We start from the raw sequence: 18,818 nt of genomic DNA, 5'->3' as shown, positions 1-18,818 counted from the left end.
GCGGGGCCGCAGGCGGTTGTGTCCGCGGCGCCGGCCACGACCGTGAACACGCGAAAGGGCCAGTTCGAGAGGATCAAGCCTCTGAACTGGCCCTTAGCTCTGTGCCCCCGGCAGGATTCGAACCTGCGACACCCGCTTTAGGAGTGGGATTGGATCCTTGCCGGGTGGTGCCCGGTGCTGCCGCGCGGTGCTGTTTCCCCTGGTCGGAACGTCCACTCACGCATCGCTCACGCGCTGTTGGCTGCCGAGCAGCGCCTGGTCAGACCTGCCCGAGGTCGATCTCCACCGGGAACGGGGCCACTACCTTGAGGACGCCGGTGAACACGTCTCCGTCCCGGTAGGTCTTCGTCGCGGGGTCGAGAACGTAGGTGTACACGAGAGGAACGCCTGTCGCGGCCTGCTCGATCCGCCAGTAGAAGCCGATGCCCGCCTTGGCGTACTGGTCGACCTTCACGATCCGGTCGGTAGTCTCCGAGCCCGGCGACACTACCTCCGCGACCAGCAGCACGTGCTCAGGGCGGGTTGGGGTGATGTCGATGGTGTCTGCCTGGTACACGACGACGTCGGGGCGGCGATTGGTGAGCGGGACGTCCTGAAGCCGGACGTCGAAGTCGGTGTCGGCGTTCCACGCCGGGCCCGCCGCGGCATCCAGGGCGTTCGCCAGAATCCGGGCCAGACGGTTGTGCCGTTTGGACGCACTCGGACTCACGACGACCATCCCGTCCACGATCTCGATACCGGCGCACTGCTCCTCGGACCAGGACTCGTACTCTGCCGCCGTGATCTGCTCATGCATCCACGCCGGGGCCACCATCTCGGCCGTCATGAAGCACCTCCCGGACACTGTGCTGCGGGCCCGATCCCGCTGGATTCAGCGTACTGTCTGCCGTCCGCCCGGCACGCTGATCTCGCTCACCCCCCTCCCCGTCGGCCGGAATCCGACCAGCGGGCCCATGACAGTCAGGAACCGGCGCGGTGGACCTGTCATCAGGAGATCGGAGCAGACCAGCGGCGCCGCGGACCGGGTGGCCACACCGGTGAGCGCCGCACCTGGCGACGTGAACCGTCGCGGAACCCTGGGCCGCAGGACGCACCGAACGCCGAAGCGCGGTCGGATTCGACGGTTCTGGTATGGACGGATCGGGCTGACTGGAGGACTGGGCCGAGATCCGTTGGTTGCACCGGGCCCAGGAGATATCGCTCGCTGTAGCGGACGGCTGCGGGGGCAGCGAGCGTCGATGTAGCGGCTGGCCAGATCGGCGAGACTTTCGGGACACCCCCAGGAGGCTCCCTCGCCGCCGTGATGGCGGCGGGGGGGGGACCACTCTTACGGCGTCGCCGAGGCGCCTGGGCCGTCCGATGCCGGGCCCCACTTGTCGCTGGCGCGCGGCTGCAGCTTCTGGATTTGGCGGGCATCAACGCCGCAAAGGGCCTCGTGGCCGGGCTGAAGAGCCAGGAGAAGGCGATCGAGACGCAGATGACGCGGATCACCAAGGGCATGATCACCACAACGAAGAAGGTCCACCGGGCGACGACTCGTGAAGAGGTCCATTCGCTGCGGTCTCTGGTGCGCGCGTTCGCCTGGTACGTCGCCGACCTGACGGGCCAGATGCGCCAGCACGGCATCGAGCCCCCGGCGCCGCCGCCTCGGGTGGACGAGTACAACCGAACTGGAGTGTGATTCTGTCCCCTTCCGCCCGCAGGCGGAAGGGGACCTCTCGCCACGCCCTACTACGCTGCTCCCCATGATTCGCGCAGTGGTGTTCGATGTCGGCGAGTGCCTGGTGGACGAGACCCGGGAGTACGGGACGTGGGCCGACTGGCTCGGGGTACCGCGGCACACCTTCCACTCGATGTTCGGCGCGGTCATCGCGCAGGGCCGCGACTACCGCGAGGTGTTCCAGGAGTTCCAGCCTGGCTTCGACCTGTACGACGAGCGCGAGAAGCGGGCTGCCGCCGGCCAGCCGGAATGGTTCGGCGAAGAGGATCTGTACGCCGACGCGCGCCCCGCCCTCCACCAGCTGCGGGCGGATGGCCTGTGGCTCGGGATCGCGGGTAACCAGACGGTCCGCGCCGGCAAGCTCCTGCGTGAGCTGTTCACAGGGGACGTCGATCTGATCGGCACCTCGGACGACTGGGGCGCCAGTAAGCCAGACCCGCTCTTCTTCGAGCGGGTCGCCGAGGTCACCCCCTTCGCCAACGACGAGATCCTCTACGTCGGCGACCGGGTCGACAACGACCTGCGCCCGGCTGTCGCCGCTGGGATGCACACCGCTCTCGTGCACCGCGGACCGTGGGCGACCATCCAGTGGCGTACCGAGGAAGCCGAGAAGCTCCCGACCTTCAGGGTCGAGAGCCTCCTGGAGCTGTCCGGGCTGATCATCACCTTCAACGGCTGAGCGCACTGACGGTGGTAGACCAGCCGTACAGCCGGTCATCCAGCTCGCGCACGCACCGCTCATGCTGGTGCGGTGCGAGCGACCGCCGCACCTCCCGCACCCGGTCCATGCCCATCGCGTACCAGGTCCGCTCAAGCTGATCGAGCGCACGCACCGCGTACCGGCAGGCTGCCTCCGGGTCGCTGGCCGCGGCCTCGACGGCGGCGAGGTCGCCGAGGATGACGGTCGCTGCTTCTCTTCGCTCGGGTCCAGGTCGTCGAGGACGCCAAGCAGGGTCTCTCGGGCCTGGGGCAGGTGGCCGGCCTTCAACTGCGTGTTGCCCTTGAAGGCCGCGAGCCGCACCGGGCTGAACCAGTCGAGCCATTCCGGACTGTTGTGCTCAGTGCCTGCGGCCAGTACGTCTTCGGCGTGGCCGATCAGGTGCAGTGCTGTCCGTGTGTTCCCGCAGCGTGTCTCGCACTCGGCCTCGACAGCGTCCAGCCAGGCGAGCAGCTCGGCAGAGGTTCGGCCTCGGCGTGCGTAGGTGCGGGCGGCGACCATCCGCTCGACGGCCCCGTCCCGATCGCCGTCCCATGCGGGAATGAACGCGGTGTGGGCGAGGATCGCGGCCCCGAGCAGAGGGTCGTCGGCCTCGCCTGCGGCTTGGAGAGCACGTAGCAGGGTGGCCCCGGCGCGATCGCTGTTACGCATGTCGAAGAACTCGATGCGTCCGGCGAGCAGGTAGGTCTCTGCAAGGGCCGCGGCAACGGCGCGGCGGGTCTGGCCGGCTGTCTCGGTGAGCAGAGCACAGCCGAGGGCGGCATGTGCGTCGGCAGAGGGGTGCAGGGTGGCGGGGGCAACGGACCAGTACAGGCGCCGATGGGCGCGGGTCACGGTCTCGTAGTCCGCAGCGACGGTAGCGGGCTGCATGGCGACAGCCTGGGTGGGGACGGCGGCGAGCCCGGCGACCGCGGCCGTGGCAGTGAGGATCGTCCGACGGCCACGATCCTGAGTGCCCGCGTTCGTTGAGAAGCCCAGGGATTCGAGGTCTTGGCCCAGGGTTCGCGTGAGCGCCTGGGCCACCTCGGGCTGCGGAGACGGTGGTGTGCTGGTCTCCCACCTCCGTACCTGCCGGACACCGACGCCGAGCGCGTCCGCGAGAGCCTGCTGGGACGGGTAACCAGCCGCCAACCGGGCCGCCTTGAGACGGACATTGCCTGCGGGGCGTGCCACCGATGCACCTCCACGCCGAGTACCGCGGCCAGTGTCACCGTAAGCCCCGCTGCTGGCCACTCATTACCCGCAAGAGCCAATGAAAGTCCGCTTTTCCGCCGACGGAAGACCTCTTGAAGTCCTCGGTTGAAGTCCTCATGAAGGCCAAGGTGAAGGGCACCTGATCGCCGGTGCCGACGAGGAGCCACTATGCCGACTACCGCCTTACTGACTGCGGCAGGGTGCACCCTGCAAGCTGCCGGCCAGGCCTGGGACGCGATCCGTGTCCCGCGCCAACTCGCCCTCGCTGCGGTGGCCATTCTCGGCACTCGCTGCGGTGCCGTCATCGACGACTAGGCGGCTGCCTACTTCTTCGTGCCTGGCGGCATCGCTGACGGCTGGCGCGTTGAGAACACCCGGGCCCTGGGCGAGGGCTCATCCGTGACCATTCCTCCGCCTCGCCGCACGACGGGGCCGGGCACGCACTGGCGGATGTGCCCGGGCGAGGACACGTGGCTGACAGAGCCGGAAGCGCTGCGGGCGGCGATCGCTGACGCCTTTGGTCCGCGCCTGAGTGAGGAGCAAGCGGGATGACTGGTGGAGCGTCACACGAGAAGGCCTCCACAACCGTGCCCTCAGCCTTCGGGTGGTGCGCCTGGCACAAGGGCCACGCCGAGGACCTCCGGCTCATCCAGATACACGAACAGGGCTCTGGAGCCGGAGGCAACCTGTTCGCCTGCGGACCGTGCCGCCAGGCCCACCACCTCGTCCCGCTCGCCGACCGGCCGTGACCGGCACCCCACTCGAAGCGGCCGCCATGCACCCCGACTTCGTCGACGCAGCCAAGATGCTTGCTGTGCCCAAGTTGGCCACCCGCACTGAGGCGCAGGTGGGGGAGCCGACTGCGTGTGGTGCGGCGGTCCCGCGCCTGTCCCGCTCGGCTCCCGACTCAGCGCCTGCGAAGGAGCACTGACGCTCTGGCACCCGCGGGCCTGCCGATCGTGCACCCGCCGCGAGGCCGACCGCGTGTACCAACTTCACATACGCACCTGTGCCCGCTGCACACCGCGCGTGTACTGCGTGGACGCTCGCGCCCTGCACGCTCTCTCCCTTAGGACTCCTGCTGCGAGCCGGTCCAGGCCCGCAGCAGGATGACGGCCGCTCACCCCCGAGGGCGGCCACGGCCCGCCGCCGGAGTGTCCCCCTGGCGCCCGGCGGCGGGTCACCTGACGAGTTCAGCGAGCGGCACGTCGGCAGCGTCGGCGAGGAGGAGGAGGTCCTCCAGGGTCGGCACTCGATACGCGTACTCCCAGCGGTGGATCGTCCGGTGGTCGCGGCCGATGCGCTGACCGAGTTCGATCTGCGTCAGGTCGGCGCGTTCGCGTGCGGCACGAATGCGTTCCCCGATCTGCCGGCGTCGGGTGAGCACCCAGGCGGGCATCGGGTCGAGTGGCACTCGTCCACGCTGAAGCGTCTTGGTCTGTTGTCTTTGCCTGACTGGGCAAATTGAATGATCTTGAGGGAGCGGGGCATATGTCGCGGGCGCACCCCCCTCGCGCGACGGCCCTCCCCGCGTAAGCGGTCGGAGTGGCCGGGGGTGGCAGTGAGTGTTCGCGCGTCCGCTCCTGCCTCCCTTCGCTCTGATTCGGTCAGAACATGGGGCAGCGCGAGCGCGCGTCTGGCGCATGCGGGGAGCCACGCCAGCCCTCGCAGGCAGAACTGTAAGCGGATATATGCATGGCGCAACTACCTCCATCGAGTGAGGTTTCCGTGGGGATGTGGCATCCATGTGGCAGTCGATCATGAAACAGGCCCCCTGTTCGGATAGAACAGGGGGCCTGCAATCCTCTGACCTGCTGCGCAAGCTGTGCCCCCGGCAGGATTCGAACCTGCGACACCCGCTTTAGGAGAGCGGTGCTCTATCCCCTGAGCTACGAAGGCCGGGGCTTGTAGAGAACCTTGTCGAGAATCCAGGGCGTGGATCTTCGGCAAGGAGAACAAGCCCGCTGGTCAGACGTGGTGTGGAGCTCTCTGCGCTGCGGTTTGAGCAGACAGGGCGCCGTACCAACGACCGACCAGGGACAGCCTAGCGGATGTGTGCCAGTGGGCGTCGTCCGTATCGGAGGGGGGTGAGCGGCATAGGACCGTTCTGCTCTCCGTGTCGGGTTGCCCTGGGCGTCGGGCGCCGACTCTCGTTGTCTGGAACATCGACGGCGGGCTGCCGCTTCGGACCCCTCTCAGACCGGGACCGCGGTTTCGGCGGCGGACCGCAGGCCACGCTCGGCGATGAATCTCCGGTATTTCATGATCTTGCGGGGTTCGTCGAGGGTCGCGGCGCCGACGAGTCGGTCACCGCGTCGGTAGAGGGCGACGAGATGATCCGAGTCCTCGTCCGGTCTGCCGCCGCCGACGCTCACGTCATCCGCGTCGGCGGTGCCCACTCGAGGCCCCCGAGGCGATCGCGGAACGGATCGCGGCATGGGCCGATCAGCGGATCACTCGACCCTCGCGGCGAGACCACCGGGATGGGCGGCGTGGGGCCGGCTGGCCGGCAGGCCGAGGTCGACCGGGTATCGGCCCTCGGGGCGCGGCACGCGGACATCGGCCAGGGAGAGCAGTCCTGGACCACTCTGGTGGACCCGGAGGGCAACGAGTTCTGCGTGCTCGGCTCGCGGCGGAGCTGGCCGGAGCGAAGCAGGGCGACGAACATACGATGGCTGAAAGGCGGCGCGGCACCGGGCCGGCGCCGACCGGTGATCCGATCACTCGGGGTGGGAGTTCGTATGGCACAGACCGCGGACGCTGCGCGGACCGTCATCATGACCGTGGACGACGATCCCGGGGTGTCCCGGGCTGTTGCACGGGACCTGCGACGGCGCTACGGCCAGTCGTACCGGATCGTGCGCGCGGAGTCCGGCGAGTCCGCGCTGGAGGCGCTGCGGGAGCTGAAGCTGCGCGGTGACCTGGTGGCCGTGATCCTGGCCGACTACCGCATGCCCCAGATGAACGGCATCGAGTTCCTCGAACAGGCCCTGGACATCTATCCGGGCGCCCGGCGCGTGCTGCTGACCGCGTACGCGGACACGAACGCGGCGATCGACGCGATCAACGTCGTCGACCTCGACCACTACCTCCTCAAGCCGTGGGACCCGCCCGAGGAGAAGCTCTACCCGGTCCTGGACGACCTGCTGGAGGCCTGGCGGTGCAGCGACTACCGGCCGGTGCCCGCCACCAAGGTGGTCGGTCACCGCTGGTCGGCGCGCTCCTCGGACGTACGGGAGTTCCTGGCCCGCAACCAGGTGCCCTACCGCTGGTACTCCACCGACGAGCCAGAGGGGCAGCGGTTGCTGGCCGCGGCGGGCGAGGACGGGCAGCGGCTGCCGGTGGTGATCACGGCTGACGGTACGGCGCTCGTCGAGCCGGAGGTGCCCGAGCTGGCCGCGCACGTGGGGCTGGCGACGACACCCACGGCCGACTTCTACGACCTGGTCGTCATCGGCGGCGGGCCGGCCGGCCTCGGCTCGGCCGTGTACGGGGCCTCCGAGGGGCTCAGGACCGTGCTCGTGGAGCGGTCGGCGACCGGCGGGCAGGCCGGGCAGAGCTCGCGGATCGAGAACTACCTGGGCTTCCCGGACGGGGTGTCCGGCGGCCAGCTCACCGACCGGGCTCGTCGGCAGGCGACGAAGTTCGGCGCCGAGATCCTCACCGCACGTGAGGTGACCGGTCTGGAGAGCAGCGGGGCGGCGCGGCTCGTACGGTTCGCGGACGGGTCGGCGATCGCGGCGCACAGCGTGATCCTGGCGACCGGTGTGTCGTACCGGCAGCTGGAGGCACCGGGCGCCACCGAGCTGTCGGGCCGTGGGGTGTTCTACGGGTCCGCGCTCACCGAGGCCGCCGCCTGCCACGGCCACGACGTGTACATCGTCGGCGGCGCCAACTCGGCCGGGCAGGCGGCGATGTACCTGGCCCGGGGCGCCAAGTCGGTCACCCTGCTGGTGCGCGGAGCGGACCTCACCGCGTCGATGTCGCACTACCTGATCCAGCAGATCGCCGAGTCGCCGAACATCTTCGTACGGGCCCACACGGTCGTCGAGGCCGCGCACGGCGACAACGACCTGGAACAGCTGACCTTGCGCGACACGACGAGCGGGAAGACCGAACGGGTCGACGCGCAGTGGCTGTTCGTGTTCATCGGCGCGGCCCCGCTGACCGACTGGCTGGAGGGTACGGTGCTGCGGGACGAGCGCGGTTTCATCCTGGCCGGGCCCGATCTGACCGCCGACGGGCGGCCGCCGGCGGACTGGGAGCTGGACCGGCCGCCGTACCACCTGGAGACCAACATCCCCGGCGTGTTCGTCGCCGGGGACGCGCGCGCGGAGTCCGCCAAGCGGGTCGCGTCCGCCGTCGGAGAGGGAGCCATGGCCGTGATGCTCGTACACCGGTATCTGGAGCAGTCGTGAGCGGGCGGCTGATGCCATGCAGCCCGGCGGAGATCAGCTCGCTGTTCCTCTTTGAGAAGCTCAACTCCGAGCAGCTCGGCAGGCTGTGCAGCGAGGGACGGATCGAACTGTTCGACCCCGGACCGGTGTTCACCGAAGGTGACCCGGCGACCGACTTCTACGTGATGATCGAGGGCACCCTCGTCATGTCGCGCCGGGTGGGCAGCGACGACATCGAGGTGAGCCGCACGTCCCAGCCAGGGGTGTACGCGGGGGCCGTGATGGCGTACTTCGGGGACGGGAAACCGCAGCGGTACATGAACTCGCTGCGGGTGTCGGAGCCGACACGGTTCTTCGTCCTGCCCGCCGAATCGTTCGCGAACTTCATCCACGAGTGGTTTCCGATGGCGGTCCATCTCCTGGAGGGGCTCACCCTCGGTTCGCAGACCTTTCAGCGGGCCGTCGGGCAGCGCGAACGCCTGCTGGCGCTGGGCTCGTTGTCCGCGGGTCTCACTCATGAGCTCAACAACCCGGCCACGGCCGCCGTACGGGCCACCTCGTCGCTCAGGGACCGGGTCGCGCACATGCGCAACAAGCTCAGCGCCATCGCCTCGGGCCCCTACCACCGCGACGCCCTGAAGGCCCTGGTCGACCTCCAGGAGCGTACGGCCGAGCGGGTCTCCAAGGCGCCGGCACTGAGCCCGCTCGAAGCGTCCGACCGGGAGGACGAACTCGCCGACTGGCTCGACGACCACGGTGTCCCGAACGGCTGGCAGATCGCGCCGACCTTCGTGCAGGGCGGTCTCGACGTCGACTGGCTGGAGCAGATCGCGGCGGCGTGCGACCAGGAGGAGATCCTGCCGAGTGCCATCGGGTGGCTCAACTACACAGTCGAGACCGAGCTGTTGATGTCCGAGATCGAGGACTCCACCACCCGTATCTCGCACCTCGTCGACGCCGCCAAGCAGTACTCGCAGCTGGACCGCGCCCCCTACCAGGTCACCGATGTGCACGAACTCCTCGACAGCACCCTGCTGATGCTGGCCGGGAAGATCGGGCAGCAGATCAAGGTCGTCAAGGAGTACGACCGGACACTGCCGAGGATCCCCGCCTACCCCGCCGAGCTCAACCAGGTGTGGACGAACCTGATCGACAACGCGGTGCAGGCCATGAACAGTGTGGGCGGGGAGGGGACGTTGACCGTCCGGACCGCGCTGGAGCACGACCGGCTGCTGGTGGAGTTCCAGGACACCGGGCCCGGGGTGCCGGCGGACATCCGCGGGCGGATCTTCGACCCCTTCTTCACCACCAAGCCGGTGGGTGAGGGGACCGGGCTCGGGCTCGACATCTCCTGGCGGATCGTCGTCAACAAGCACCACGGTGACCTGAGAGTCGAGTCCGTACCCGGCGACACCCGCTTCCAGGTGCTGCTCCCCCTCACCGCCACCGATCCCGACACCGAGCCCGATACGGTCCCCGACCCGGGGCAGGAGCCCTCATAACCAAGGACATTGGAACCGACCCCGGCGTCCCGCCCAGCGGTGCCGGATGCGTCGAGTGCGACGCCGGCGGCGGCTGGTGGTTCCATCTGCGGCGCTGTGCCCAGTGCGGCCACATCGGCTGCTGCGACGACTCGCCCGCCAAGCACGCCACCGGCCACTTCCGGGACACCGGCCATCCGCAGTGACGAGCCGGGCGAGGCCTGGTTCCGGAACTTCGAGACGCCGAGCTGTACGAGTCCGGTCCGGCCCTGGCTCCCCCGGCCGCCCACCCTGCCGACCAGCCCACGCCAGGACCGGCGGGGCGCGCGCCGGCGAACTGGGCGGACACGCTGCGCTGAGCCTGGCCGACCAGGGCTGTCAGTGGTGGATGTCAGGATTCATCTGTGCCGCTGAACCTGTGCCGGTGCAGCGGGGCCGGCCGTGCCCTTCTCAGCTTTGGCGTGGGCGGGGCAGGAGTGCGAACGCGCTCTCCGCGATCGAGGTGAGGCGGTCGGGGCTGTGGCCGTAGGCGCCGACGATGTCGCTGCCGCGGATGATGGTGAGCAGGAGGTAGGCGAGGTCGTCGGGGTCGGCGTCGGGGTCGATGTCGCCGTTGCGCTGGGCTGCTCGCACGCACTCGGCCACGGCCGTGCGGACTACGGCGAAGCAGTCGTGGGCCAGGCGTTGCACCTCGGGGTCGGAGGCGCCGATCTCCAGGGCCATCTTGGCGGCGAAGCAGGCCGCCCCCGTCCGGTCGGGGGCGGGGGGTACGTCGGGGGCGAGTGGCACTCCGTGGACGGCGCGGAGCAGGTAGGCGTGCAGGCGTTCCAGGGCGCCCTCGTCCGGTCCGGCGAGCGCCTTCCGCGGACCCTGCGCGAGCCGGCCAAGGTACCCGGTCATGGCCTGCATCAGCACGCCGTGCTTGTCGTCGAACGCGCCGTAGAGGCTGCCGCGGCCCAGGCCGGTGGCGGCGCTGATGTCGTCGACGCTGGTGCCGTTGTAGCCCGAGGTGCGGAACTGCCGCTCGGCGGCATGCAGGACGTGATCGCGGTCGAAACTTCGTGGTCTGGCCATGCATTGAAGGTACGACCGACCCACCCTTCTTGACAACCCAGTACAGAACCATCTAGGTTTCTTACCGTTCAGTCCACAACGGTCCTGAGCTCCCCGGACAGGATGCGTGCACGCCCGGCGCGATGACTGGCCGGCGCCTACATCAACAGGATGCCGGCCACAGCGGTCACCGACACGGCCCTCCAGAGGATCGCCGAGGTAAGCCCCACAGCGGCCACACGATGATCTCGAAGCCCTGAGATCTCAGCCCGTCATCCGGTCGCCTCACCTTCATCGGTGAGGAAACCCATCAGATTCCAGACGGCTTTCAGTCATGCCGAGCAAGCAAGGGAAAGAAATGAGTACCAGCATCGACCGCGGGGCACCCGCCTCCGGAAAAACAGACTCGGGCCTTCGCGGCTCACATGCCGTGCGCTGGTGGGTGCTGGTCGTCATAGGCATGGCACAGCTCATGGTCATGCTCGATGCGACCGTCGTGAACATCGCGCTGCCCGAGGCGCAGCAAGACCTCGGCTTCAGCGACGGCAGCCGGCAGTGGGTCATCACGGGTTACGCCCTGGCGTTCGGCAGCCTGCTGCTGCTCGGCGGCCGGCTCGGTGACCTGTTGGGCCGACGTACCCTCTTCGTGATCGGCTTGGCAGGTTTCGGGGCCGCGTCCGTCGTCGGCGGCTCGGCCGGCAGCTTCGAGATCTTCGTCGCGGCACGTGTGGCCCAGGGCCTCTTCGCCGCGCTGCTCGCGCCCGCGGCACTCTCGCTGCTCAGTGTGACCTTCACCGAACCGTCTGAAAGGGCGAAGGCCTTCGGTATCTTCAGCGCGTTGGGTGGTGCGGGCGGTGCGGTCGGGCTGCTGCTCGGCGGCATGCTCACCGAATGGGCGTCGTGGCGGTGGGTGATGTACGTGAACGTCGTCTTCGCGGTCCCCGCCCTGATCGGTGCCTTGCTGCTGCTGGCCAAGCCCGTGATCACCAAGAAGCCCCAACTCGACATTCCGGGCATCGTCGTGGTGAGCGCCGCGCTGTTCGCCGTCGTCTACGGGTTCGCGCACGTAGAGTCCACCAGCTGGACCGACCCGGTCGCCCTCGGCTCCATGATCGTCGGTGCGGTGCTGCTCGCGGTGTTCGTCTGGCTGGAGTCCAGGGTCGCGCATCCGCTGCTGCCGCTGCGCCTCGTGCTGGACCGGACCCGCGGTGGTTCGTTCATGGCGGTGTTCGTCCTGGGTATGGGGATGTTCTCTATCTTCCTGTTCCTGACCTACTACTTCGCGGCCAGCCTCGGCTACTCGCCGATCAAGACCGGTCTGGCGTTCCTGCCGATGGTCGCGGGCGTCGTCGCCTCGTCGACCACGATGCCTTCGCTGGTGCTGCCCAAGGTCGGCCCGAAGATCGTCGTCAGCGCCGGCTTCCTGGTCGCCGCAGCCGGTATGGCCCTGCTGACCCGGCTCGAGCTGGACAGCACCTACGCCACCCACATCATGCCCGGCCTGATCCTGCTGGGTCTCGGCATCGGCGCGGTGATGAGCACCGCGATCCAGGGGGCGACCTCAGGCCTGCACCACGAGGACACGGGCGTCGCCTCGGCGCTGATCAACACCGGTCAGCAAATCGGCGGCTCCATCAGCACGGCGCTACTGACCACCATTGCCTCGTCGGCCGCGACCGACTACCTGACTTCGCACAAGCCCAGCGCGCTGGCCGCGGCGCAGGCCGGCGTCGAGGGCTACACAGCCACCCTGGCGTGGGGCTCCGGGTTCTTCGTGGCCGGTGCGGTGATCGCCGCGTTCCTGATCCCGAACCGGGCTCTGGAGCCGTCCGAGGGCGAGCCCGTGATGGCCCACTGAACCTGGATCCACCCAAGAGATGCCCTGCCACCTGCGATGACTGTTGTTCTCAGGACACGAACCAGCACAGGAAAGCAGGGCATCTCCAGGGTTCCGCCGCGACCGTCTCGCCCCGCGAATCCACGACAGGGCCTTCTCCGCGATGGACCTCACCACTCGCCCCCCCCGCACCAGAGAACTGCTGTCCACGGCGAAGTCCATGGTGCAACCAGACCCAACAGGAGGCACTCCCATGAAACGACGTACATTCCTCGGCGCGACCACCGCGTCGCTGGCCGCCACCCAACTCGCCGGGCCCGCCCACGCCACCAGTCCAACCGCCGCCGGCCCAACCGCCGGTCAGTACACGGTCGTCGCCCGCTTCTGGGGCTCGATGCCCACAGGTGTCACCGTCTCACGCCACGGCCGTATCTTCGTCAACTTCCCCCGCTGGGGCGACGAGGTCCCGTTCACCGTCGCCGAACTGCGCCAAGGGAAGCCGGTGGCGTATCCCGACGCCGAGGTGAACCGCGAGGACGCCTCCGACCTGGCCGGGCACTTCCAGTCGGTGCAGAGCGTCGTCGTCGATGGGGCCGACCGGCTGTGGATCCTCGACACCGGAAACCCGCTGTTCGCCGGGTCCTCCTACGGCGGCCCGAAGCTCGTGGCGGTCGACCTGCGCACCGACCGGATCGTACGGAAGATCCTCTTCCCGCCCGAGGTGGTGCCGGCCAACAGCTACCCCAACGACGTGCGCTTCGACCTGCGGCGCGGCGCCGAGGGCATGGCGTTCATCACCGACTCGGGCGGCTCGAATGGCGTGATCGTGGTCGACCTCGCCACGGGCCGCTCCTGGCGGCGACTGGCCGGGCAGCCCTCAGTGCTCCCCGACGAGCAGTTCCTTCCCGTCATCGAGGGCGAACCCCTCATGATCCGCCCCGCGGGAAGCGAACCCATGCACTACGAGACCGGCTCCGACGGCATCGCTCTCAGCGCCGACGGCAAGCGCCTCTACTACTCCCCCCTGTCCAGCCGCCGACTGCACAGCGTGGCCACCGGCGCCCTCGCCGACCCGGACGCCACGGACGCCGAGGTGGCGGCGACGGTCGAGGACCTCGGATTCAAGCCGATGGCCGACGGTCTGGAGAGCGACGACAAGGGACGGCTCTACGGCGGCGACCTGGAACACAACTCCATCTGGCGCAGGAATCCGGACGGCACCTACCGCACCCTCGCCCAGGGCACCGACCTCATCTGGGTCGACACCCTGTCCGTCGCCTCGGACCGGCACCTGTACGCCACCGCCAACCAGCTCAACCGGATGTCGCCCTTCCACGAGGGCGAGGACCTGCGCCGCAAGCCCTATCTCCTGGTCCGCCTGCCGATCGACGCCGGACCGGTCAGGCTCGTGTGACCTCTCGTGCCCGCGTCACGTGACTGCCTGGTCGCTGTCCCTGTCCGGACGGCGAACCGATCCACCAGCACGCCGGCCGAGGGCTCGACCACGGGGCCTGTGTGCCGCTGAATGACCATGTACCCGCTGGCCGAGGAGGGTGTGCTGGTGATCGACTCCGGCCTTATGGCGCACGGGCTGCCGTTCATCACCCCTGCGATGCTCGAAGGCCAAGTCCCGGTCTGGTCCGCCGCCTTGGACGCCTGGGCCACCGACGCCCTCGCACGCGGCGCTGTGGACGAACTCGCCGCGTTCCGGACGAGGGCGCCCGGTATGCCGTACGCCCATCCGACCGTCGACCACTACATCCCGCTGTTCATCACCCTGGGCGCCGCCGCGCACCCCGACCGGCCGGTGCGGACCACCGTCGAGGGGTACACGATCGGCTTCTCCAAGTGCTCGTTCCAGACTGCCCTGTGACACCGACCGCCGTGTGACACCGGCCCGTATGACGACAACACCGAATCAGATCGCCTTCATTGGGGACACGAACATGACCGAAACCGCAGACCGGATCATCGACGCCCTGCGCAGCGGGCACGACCACCTCGCCGCCGTGGTGCACGGACTCACCGCCGCCGATCTCACCCGCCCGTCCGGCGCGTCGGAGTGGGACGTCTCCCAGGTGCTCAGCCATCTGGGCAGCGGCGCCGAAATAGGCCTGGCCGCACTGGAGGGCGCGACGGGCGGTACGGGTGCCCCTGACGGCGACTTCAACAAGTCGGTGTGGGCCCGCTGGGACGCGATGACCCCGGCCGAGCACGCCGAAGGCTTCGTCACCGCCAACCAGGCGCTGGTCGAACGCTACGAGGGCCTCGACGCGGGGGCCCGCAGCGACCTCCGGATCGACCTCGGCTTCCTGCCCGCGCCGGTGGACGTCACGACCGCGGCGGGGCTCCGGCTCAGTGAGTTCGCCCACCACTCGTGGGACGTCGAGGCGGCCTTCGACCCGTCGACGACCCTGGCGTCCGCCGCGACCGGGCCGCTCCTCGACCAGGCCGGCATGATGCTGGGCTTCATCGGCAAGGCGGACGCCCTGGAGAACCGCCCCGTCGCCGTCGCGGTGCACACCACCGCACCCGAGCGCGCCTTCGGTCTCTCGGTCGGCGAGACGGTCGCGCTCACCGGCGAACCCGAGAACGCCGACGCCGTGCTGACGGCCCCCGCCGAGTGGTGGCTGCGACTCGTCGCCGGCCGGCACGCCCCCGCCCACACCCCGCCCTCCGTCACCCTCACCGGCGACACCGTCACCCTCGACGACCTGCGCAGGGTCTTCCCCGGGTTCTGAGCCCGGCGGCGCGGCAACGGGCACGGAAACACACCCTGGCCCGCGCGTTTCACCCGGGGTCGTGTCCGAGCATGAGCGGCAACGCGAAAGTGCCTTCTGACCTGGGACGAAAGGGCTTGTCCAAGGCTTCCGTCGTCTCGCGCAGGAAGGCACTTTCTGCGTGCACACCACCGGGTCACATCCCCGACTTGTCGTCTCGCCGACGGTCGCGGGGTGGTCAGCCATGCCGGATCCCGCCGCAAGAGCGGGATCGCGTGGAGCAGGCAGCTCGGGTGAACCCCGATGCACCGGACAACAGCCTGTCCTCCGGTACATGACCCTCCCGGCCATCCCCGCGACCTGCGTCCGAGCACTCGTCCGACGAAGTTGCGTGCCCAGACGGCCTCGTTCTCCCGCTCGTATGCGAGGAACTCCACTCACGCTGCGGCGGCGGCGATATCCAGACTTTTCATCCGCGTACTCTTGGCCCTCGTCTTGGCGAGCAGCCGGCCGGCGATCGGCAGTCGGCCGAGGCGGATCATCACGGACCGAAGCAGCAACTCGGCGCGGTTGCCCGGGGTGAGGAAACCGCGCTGGCTCACACCGCTGCCGAGGTGGTAGTCGATGAACGGGCGCAGGTGGGCCTCCCAGTCCTGCAGCGCTCGTGGCACGTCGTGCGGGTGGCGTTCCAGCATGGTGCCGAGCAGGTCCGCCCCGGCCAGGCCGGCGGATGCCCCCATGCCGGAGTAAAGGGTCAGGCACCACGCGGCGTCGCCGACGAGCACGACTCGGCCGCGGTACCAGTGGTCGAGGTGCACCTGCTCGGTGGAGTCGAACAGGTGGTCCGGGGCCTTCTCGAACTGGTCGAGCAGCCAACCGAGCGTGGAGCCGGTGGGCTCGGCGCCGTAGGCGGCGCGCAGCGAGTCGATGGCCGGCCGGGTGAACTCGGCGTCCACGTCGTCGGTGCGGTAGGAGAACAGCACCGACGGCGGACGGTCGGCGAACGGGAACACCCACACCGATCGGCCCGCCTCGGCCATGGTCAGCCCGTCCTGTGGGCGGTAGCCGGGTACCGGCTCGGGCAGGCCGTACACGGCGATCATGTAGTTCAGCCGACGGATCGGGCTCGGCTCGGGCTCGAACGCAAGCCGGCGCACCGTCGAGCGCAGTCCGTCCGCCCCGACCACCAGGTCGAACCGTTCGACGGTCGTCGTCTCCGTCGTCAGGTCGCGGATCTCGACGTCCACCCCGTCGAGGTACTGGTCCAGCGCGACCGGCACGGTCGAGTACCGGATCTCGACCTCGTCGGGCAGGGCGGTGAAGGCCGCGTCTTCGATGTCGCCCCGCACCGTCAGTCGAGACCCGGGGAACACATCGGCGTAGCCCACACCGCGGCGGCGCCGGCCCGTGCGGTCGACGTCGTAGCTCACGCTTTCCGGAGCGACGCGATTCGACACCGCATCGGCGAAGCCCAGCCGTTCGGCGGCGGCGAGCCCGGCCCCGAATAGGGCGAGGAAGTATCCGCCGCGGCGCCGCTCGGGGGCCTTCTCCAGCACCACCACGTCCCAGCCCGCGCGATGCAGTCGCAGCGCGGAGGTGATCCCGCTTATCCCGAGGCCGACCACCAGGGCCCGCTGCCGCGATGTCGTGTTCTTGTCCATGGGATTGCGCTCCGACATTGCCGTGTCCTTCATCTTGTGGGGGGTGGGTCGGCCGCTCAGGAAGCCGAGGATGTGGAGTCGTCGAGGCGGGCGAGGACGTCGAAGGGGGCGTTGACCCCGGCGCGACACTCCTGCCGCCCGCTTGCCGGGCATGACTGAGAACCGTCTGAAAACTGACCAGCTTCCGGACGGGAAACAGATCGGATTCCTCACCGACGAAAGTGAGGGGAGCGGGTGACGGGCTGGGATCTCAGGGCTTCGAGATCATCGAGTGGCCGCTGTGGGGCTTGCCTCGGCGATCTTCTGGAGGGCGGCGTCGGTGTCCGCGGTGGCCAGGGTGCTGTTGATGTCGGCGCCGGCCAGGGCGCCGGCCGCTGCGGAGGCCCCGACCTGGGCGACCAGATCAGTGACGTTGCCGGCCACCCACACACCCGGCACCTCGGTGGTGCCGGCCGGGCCGGAGGCGAAACCGCGGCCCTTCGGCAGGTCCTGCACTTCCAGGCCCAGACCTTCCAGGCCCTTTGTGCGGGCCTGCATCGGCGCGGCGACCGCGAGGACGCGGCGGGCCACGACCTGGCCGTCGGCCAGGCGCACCCCGGCGAGGGCACCGTCCGCGTCGTTGACGACCTCGGTGACCGGGGTGTCGACGATGCGGATGCCGCGGGCGGCGAAGCGGGCGCGGCTGTCCTCGTCCAGGTCGGTGCCGTGGGTGAAGTAGGTCAGGTCCTCGGTCAGCTGACGGAACAGATACGCGTGGTTGATGGAGGCCGGTCCGGTGGCGAGGATGCCGATGGGCTCGTCGCGTACCTCCCAGCCGTGGCAGTACGGGCAGTGCACGACACTGTGTCCCCAGTGCTCGGCGAGTCCGGGCACCTCGGGCAGCACATCCGTGAGGCCGGTGGCCACCAGGATGCGGCGAGCGGTGATGCTGCGGCCGTCGGCCAGGGTGACGGTGAACCGCAGGTCCCCGTCCGTCGACGGGGCGGCGGACTCGGCCGAGACCACCTCGCCTGACACGACGCGTCCGCCGTACTGGCGCACCTGCTCCCGGCCCCGTCGAAGGATCTCGGACGGCGGGGTGCCGTCCAGGGCGAGGAGGCCGTGCACGGCCTCGGCGGGCGCGTTGCGCGGGGAGCCGCTGTCGATCACGACGACCGAGCGGCGGGAACGGGCGAGGATCAGCGCACCGTTCAGTCCCGCGGCACCCCCGCCGATCACCACCGCGTCGACGGCCTGCTCGGCCAGCGCGTCGCTCACGTACGGAGGAGTCGCCACAGTCATGGCCTCCTGCCCTTCCTTGTCAGTCATGGTTCGGTCAACCCTTCGAGTTCCGGGTGGTGGGAGGGGTGTCAGCTGTTCAGAAAGCCCAGGATGTGGTCGGCGACCGTCTTGGGCTGTTCGAGGTGCAGGAAGTGCCCTGCGCCGAGTTATGGCCCCGTACAGGTGGAGCGACGGGATGGTGAGGCGCCAGGCGTGCACGCAGCCTGTCCGGTGAGCTCAGGACTGTTGTGTACTGAACAGTAAGAAACTTAGACGGTTCTGTACTGAGTTGTCAAGTTCGGTCGGCTTGACGCCGCATCTTTCTGAGGTGGAAGGATGCATGTCATGCCGAAGAAGGTGGATCCCGCGCTGGGGGCCCGAGCCGTCCGGCTGGTGCTGTAGCACCGTGCCGAGTACCCGACCAAATACTGCGGCGGCGCTGACGGTGTCCAAGCAGGTCGGGGGAGGCAGAAGTCGTTGTGGCGCTGGGGCGCTCAGGCCGAGATTGACGGTGGCGAGGCGCCCGGGGGCACGATCGAGGAGAACGAGGAGATCCGCCGGCTGCGTGAGGACGCGGCGATTCTGAAGGCGGCTACAACTTTCTTCGTCGGGGAGCTCGACCGCCGCAACGGCTGATGGTCGCCTTCATCGACGAGCAGCGTTCACCTGACGGTTCTGACCGACCGGGTTGAAGGTTGCACGATGGTCACCGGGCGGAGATCCTCCCCATCCCGCAGTCCGCAGTCCGCAGTCCGCAACAACGCCATGTCAGAGTCC

At 69.2% G+C, this 18,818-nt stretch carries 14 protein-coding genes, 1 tRNA gene and 4 pseudogenes; 11 read left to right on the top strand and 8 right to left on the bottom strand.

The window, feature by feature from the left end:
- Window positions 1–259: 259 nt before the first annotated feature.
- Window positions 260–826, bottom strand: coding sequence for a Uma2 family endonuclease (locus tag SLINC_RS19285; protein ID WP_067434430.1), 567 nt, complete (start codon window positions 824–826; stop codon window positions 260–262).
- 579 nt (window positions 827–1,405) lie between these two features.
- Here SLINC_RS19285 and SLINC_RS19280 point away from each other — a divergent pair.
- Together SLINC_RS19280 and SLINC_RS19275 are read left to right on the top strand one after the other, a co-directional pair.
- The gene (locus SLINC_RS19280) at window positions 1,406–1,681 is read left to right on the top strand and encodes a hypothetical protein (protein WP_067434427.1); all 276 of its coding nucleotides are present in this window, start codon (window positions 1,406–1,408) and stop codon (window positions 1,679–1,681) included.
- Window positions 1,682–1,745: 64 nt separating this feature from the next.
- The gene (locus SLINC_RS19275) at window positions 1,746–2,399 is read left to right on the top strand and encodes an HAD family hydrolase (RefSeq protein ID WP_079164607.1); all 654 of its coding nucleotides are present in this window, start codon (window positions 1,746–1,748) and stop codon (window positions 2,397–2,399) included.
- Here the strand turns inward: SLINC_RS19275 and SLINC_RS19270 are convergent.
- The 4 genes and pseudogenes from SLINC_RS19270 to SLINC_RS19245 all read right to left on the bottom strand — a co-directional run bounded on the left by SLINC_RS19270 (window position 2,389) and on the right by SLINC_RS19245 (window position 6,031).
- Window positions 2,389–3,611, bottom strand: a pseudogene (locus SLINC_RS19270) (helix-turn-helix transcriptional regulator). The gene SLINC_RS19275 and the pseudogene SLINC_RS19270 sit on opposite strands and share 11 nt — an antisense overlap.
- A 1,201-nt stretch (window positions 3,612–4,812) precedes the next feature.
- Entirely contained in the window at window positions 4,813–5,046 is a 234-nt protein-coding gene (locus SLINC_RS19255) for a helix-turn-helix domain-containing protein (RefSeq protein WP_067434418.1), read from the bottom strand.
- 412 nt (window positions 5,047–5,458) lie between these two features.
- A tRNA-Arg gene (locus tag SLINC_RS19250) sits at window positions 5,459–5,531 on the bottom strand.
- Window positions 5,532–5,827: 296 nt separating this feature from the next.
- Window positions 5,828–6,031 carry an oxidoreductase C-terminal domain-containing protein gene (locus tag SLINC_RS19245; protein WP_067434416.1) on the bottom strand — a complete coding sequence of 68 codons (204 nt, stop codon included), beginning with the start codon at window positions 6,029–6,031 and terminating at the stop codon, window positions 5,828–5,830.
- Between SLINC_RS19245 and SLINC_RS50430 the strand changes: the two are divergent.
- The 4 genes and pseudogenes from SLINC_RS50430 to SLINC_RS46000 all read left to right on the top strand — a co-directional run.
- A pseudogene (locus SLINC_RS50430) lies at window positions 5,966–6,244 on the top strand (VOC family protein); the annotation flags it as partial. The gene SLINC_RS19245 and the pseudogene SLINC_RS50430 sit on opposite strands and share 66 nt — an antisense overlap.
- Before the next feature lie 129 nt (window positions 6,245–6,373).
- Complete coding sequence (locus tag SLINC_RS19240; protein WP_067434413.1) at window positions 6,374–8,050, top strand: NAD(P)/FAD-dependent oxidoreductase; 1,677 nt, start codon at window positions 6,374–6,376, stop codon at window positions 8,048–8,050.
- Complete coding sequence (locus SLINC_RS19235) at window positions 8,047–9,531, top strand: ATP-binding protein (protein WP_067434410.1); 1,485 nt, start codon at window positions 8,047–8,049, stop codon at window positions 9,529–9,531. The genes SLINC_RS19240 and SLINC_RS19235 overlap by 4 nt, the downstream gene beginning before the upstream one ends.
- Window positions 9,528–9,869 (top strand): annotated as a pseudogene (locus SLINC_RS46000) (UBP-type zinc finger domain-containing protein). The gene SLINC_RS19235 and the pseudogene SLINC_RS46000 overlap by 4 nt, the downstream one beginning before the upstream one ends.
- Before the next feature lie 91 nt (window positions 9,870–9,960).
- Here SLINC_RS46000 and SLINC_RS19230 read toward each other — a convergent pair.
- On the bottom strand, window positions 9,961–10,584 hold the full coding sequence (locus tag SLINC_RS19230) for a TetR/AcrR family transcriptional regulator (RefSeq protein ID WP_067434389.1): 624 nt from the start codon (window positions 10,582–10,584) through the stop codon (window positions 9,961–9,963).
- Window positions 10,585–10,921: 337 nt separating this feature from the next.
- Here SLINC_RS19230 and SLINC_RS19225 point away from each other — a divergent pair, with 337 nt between their 5' ends.
- The 4 genes from SLINC_RS19225 (at window position 10,922) to SLINC_RS19210 (ending at window position 15,141) form a co-directional block, all read left to right on the top strand.
- The gene (locus SLINC_RS19225) at window positions 10,922–12,421 is read left to right on the top strand and encodes an MFS transporter (protein WP_079164605.1); all 1,500 of its coding nucleotides are present in this window, start codon (window positions 10,922–10,924) and stop codon (window positions 12,419–12,421) included.
- Window positions 12,422–12,653: 232 nt separating this feature from the next.
- Window positions 12,654–13,814: an L-dopachrome tautomerase-related protein gene (locus SLINC_RS19220; RefSeq protein WP_079164604.1), complete on the top strand. Its 1,161-nt coding sequence runs from the start codon at window positions 12,654–12,656 to the stop codon at window positions 13,812–13,814.
- 111 nt (window positions 13,815–13,925) lie between these two features.
- A complete protein-coding gene (locus SLINC_RS19215) occupies window positions 13,926–14,273 on the top strand; it encodes a class III extradiol ring-cleavage dioxygenase family protein (protein ID WP_211292760.1) in 348 nt (115 codons plus the stop codon).
- A 73-nt stretch (window positions 14,274–14,346) separates the two neighbouring features.
- Entirely contained in the window at window positions 14,347–15,141 is a 795-nt protein-coding gene (locus tag SLINC_RS19210; RefSeq protein WP_067434404.1) for a maleylpyruvate isomerase family mycothiol-dependent enzyme, read from the top strand.
- 416 nt (window positions 15,142–15,557) lie between these two features.
- Here SLINC_RS19210 and SLINC_RS19205 read toward each other — a convergent pair whose 3' ends face one another.
- The gene (locus tag SLINC_RS19205; protein ID WP_225988330.1) at window positions 15,558–16,799 is read right to left on the bottom strand and encodes an FAD-dependent monooxygenase; all 1,242 of its coding nucleotides are present in this window, start codon (window positions 16,797–16,799) and stop codon (window positions 15,558–15,560) included.
- 246 nt (window positions 16,800–17,045) lie between these two features.
- Complete coding sequence (locus SLINC_RS19200) at window positions 17,046–18,062, bottom strand: NAD(P)/FAD-dependent oxidoreductase (protein ID WP_067434402.1); 1,017 nt, start codon at window positions 18,060–18,062, stop codon at window positions 17,046–17,048.
- A gap of 324 nt (window positions 18,063–18,386) precedes the next feature.
- On the opposite strand from SLINC_RS19200, the pseudogene SLINC_RS49335 reads away from it, so the two are divergent.
- Window positions 18,387–18,706 (top strand): annotated as a pseudogene (locus SLINC_RS49335) (IS3-like element ISPfr13 family transposase); the annotation flags it as partial.
- Window positions 18,707–18,818: the final 112 nt, after the last annotated feature.

It is taken from the genome of Streptomyces lincolnensis (assembly GCF_001685355.1).
Lineage (GTDB): Bacteria > Actinomycetota > Actinomycetes > Streptomycetales > Streptomycetaceae > Streptomyces > Streptomyces lincolnensis.
This window is presented reverse-complemented; position numbering and strand designations above follow the sequence as displayed.